The sequence below is a fragment of the Streptomyces sp. NPDC052721 genome (assembly GCF_040678315.1).
Classification (GTDB): Bacteria; Actinomycetota; Actinomycetes; order Streptomycetales; family Streptomycetaceae; genus Streptomyces.
In genome coordinates this window covers 1-2822 of sequence record NZ_JBFATL010000100.1, presented here as the reverse complement: position 1 = coordinate 2822, position 2822 = coordinate 1, and the positions used below count along the sequence as shown (strand labels likewise).

Genomic DNA, 2822 nt, shown 5'->3' with positions numbered 1-2822 from the left:
AATGCCCTCGCGAACGCCGGGAACGCGGCGTAGAGCTGTCGGCCCATGCCGAGCCGTTGCGCGCCCTGCCCGGTGAACAGGAAGGCCGTTCCGCCGGGGCGGCGGACCTGGGACGGCTGGACACCGTCACCCTGCGCCAACGCGCGTACGGCGTCCAGGAGTTCATCGCGATCTGTGCCCGTCACCACCGCGCGATGCTCGAACGCCACCCGCTCCGTCGCCAGTGACCTGGCGACGTCCTGTGCCGACAGCCCCAGGTGGGCCTCCAGATGTGTCACCAGCCGCGCCGCCTGGTCACGCAGCGCCTGCACGCTCTTGCCCGACAGCACCCAGGGGATCACCGGCACCGTGGCATGCTCGGTGGCCTCCTGCTCCTCGGTGGCGGCCGGGGGCTCCTCGATGACCACGTGGGCGTTCGTCCCACCGAAACCGAAGGACGAGACGCCCGCGCGGCGCGGCCGGCCCTCGACCGCGGGCCACTCCCGCGCCTCGGTCAGCAGCTCCACCGAGCCCGCATCCCAGTCCACGTGGCTGGACGGCTTCTCCACGTGCAGCGTCCGCGGCAGCACCCCGTGCCGCATCGCCTCGATCATCTTGATCACACCGCCGACGCCGGCTGCCGCCTGCGCGTGACCGATGTTCGACTTGAGCGAGCCCAGGTACAGCGGGTGCCCGTCCGGCCGTCCCCGGCCGTACGTGGCGAGCAGTGCCTGCGCCTCGATGGGGTCGCCCAGGCGCGTGCCCGTGCCGTGCGCCTCCACGACGTCCACGTCGCTCGTGCTCAGGCCGGCGTTCGCCAGCGCGGCGAGGATCACGCGTTCCTGGGAGGGGCCGTTGGGTGCGGTCAGGCCGTTGCTGGCCCCGTCCTGGTTCACGGCCGTACCCCGGATCACCGCGAGGACCCGGTGGCCGTTCTTGCGGGCGTCGGAGAGCCGTTCGACCAGGAGCAGGCCGACGCCCTCGGACCAGCCGGTGCCGTCGGCGTCGTCGGAGAAGGACTTGCAGCGGCCGTCGGCGGACAGACCACGCAACCGGGAGAACTCCACGAACGCCGTCGGTGTCGACATGACGGCCACGCCGCCCGCGAGCGCGAGGTCGCACTCGCCGTTGCGCAGCGCGTTGACGGCCATGTGCATGGCCACCAGTGAGGAGGAGCAGGCCGTGTCGACCGTGACGGCCGGGCCCTCCAGACCGAAGGTGTACGCCATCCGGCCCGAGGCGATCGAGCCGGCGCTGCCGCTGAACAGGTAACCCTCGTTGCCCTCGGCGGGCAGGTGGGGGCGGGAGCCGTAGTCGTTGTACATCGCACCGGTGAAGACACCGGTGCGGCTGCCGCGCAGCCCGGCCGGCAGGATCCCCGCGCTCTCGAAGGTCTCCCAGGCGGTCTCCAGCAGCAGGCGCTGCTGCGGGTCGATGGCGGTCGCCTCGCGCGGCGACATGCCGAAGAACTCCGGGTCGAACAGGTCCGCGTCGTGCAGGAAGCCGCCCTCGCGGACGTACGACGTCCCCGGCCGCTCGGGGTCCGGGTCGTACAGCTTCTCGATGTCCCAGCCCCGGTTGGACGGGAACTCGCTGATGGCGTCGACCCCGTTGGCCACCAGCTCCCACAGGTCCTCGGGAGAGGACACACCGCCGGGGTAACGGCACGCCATACCGACGATCGCGATCGGCTCCTGCGCCCTGTCCTCGGCCTCGCGCAGCTGCCTGCGCGCGTCGCGAGCGTCGGCGATGGCCTTCTTGAGGTATTCGCGGAGTTCCTGCTCGTTCGCCACTGATCTCAGCTCCCCGTCGTCATGTGGCTCGTGCTTGGTCTGGTGGGTCGTGCGGTGGATCGCCGCGGCGGTGACACGCCGGGCGTGCGAAACCGCCCCGGAGCCGACCCCCTCGTCGGCTCCGTGAGCGGTCGCCCGGTCAGTTCAGGTCGTCGAGGAGCGCGAACAGCTCCTCGTCGCTCGCCTTGTCCAGGTCCTCGGCCGCCGGTACCTCGTCGGCGGGCACCCGGCCACTCGCCCGCTCGGCGACGCCCAGCAGTTCGCGCAGCTGCCCGGCGACGCTGTCGTAGGCCGCGGGATCGGCGGCCGCCGACTGGATGGCGGCCCTGAGCCGGCCGAGCTCCTCGACCACCGAGTCGGCGGGCGACGCCGTCTCCACCTTGAGCTGCCCGTGCAGGTGTGCGGCGAGGGCGGCGGGGCTGGGGTGGTCGAAGACCAGGGTGCTCGGCAACCGTAGTCCGGTCGCGTTGTTGAGCTGGTTGCGCAGTTCGACCGCGGTCAGTGAGTCGAAGCCCAGGTCTTGGAAGGCGCGTTCGGCGTCGACGGCTCCGGCGTCGGCGTGTCCGAGGACCGCGGCGACCTGGGTGCGTACGAGGTCGATCAGGGCCTGTTCGCGCTCCTCCTGGGACAGGGCGCCCAGGCGCTCGGCCAGCGAGGGGCCCGCGTCCTGGCCACCGGACCGACCGGCCGAGGCGGCCGTACGGCGGCGGCCGGCCGGGGCCAGATCGCGCAGCAGCGGGGGCAGGGCGTCACCCGCCTTGCGCAGTGCGGCCAGGTCGAGCCCGCTGACGGCGAGGACCGGTTCGGTGCCCGCGAGGGCGGCGTCGAACAGCTCCATCGCCTCGTCCGTGGCCAGCGGCTTGAGGCCGATACGGGCCAGGCGGCGCAGGTCCGTCTCGTTCAGTTCGCCGCTGATGGTGCTGGTCTGTTTCCACAGGCCCCAGGCGAGGGACAGGCCGGGCAGTCCGAGGGCCGCGCGGTGCTGGGCGAGGGCGTCCAGGTAGGTGTTGGCCGCCGCGTAGTTGGCCTGGCCGGCGTTGCCGATCAGGC

At 72.5% G+C, this 2822-nt stretch carries 2 protein-coding genes; both read right to left on the bottom strand.

All coding sequences use genetic code 11. From position 1 onward, the window contains the following. The coding region (locus AB0L21_RS39550) for a type I polyketide synthase (RefSeq protein ID WP_365788775.1) at positions 1-1772 on the bottom strand (1772 nt) is incomplete at its 3' end. Between the two features lie 139 nt (positions 1773-1911). After that, a partial coding sequence (locus AB0L21_RS39545; protein WP_365788774.1) for a beta-ketoacyl reductase occupies positions 1912-2822 on the bottom strand: 911 nt, incomplete at its 5' end.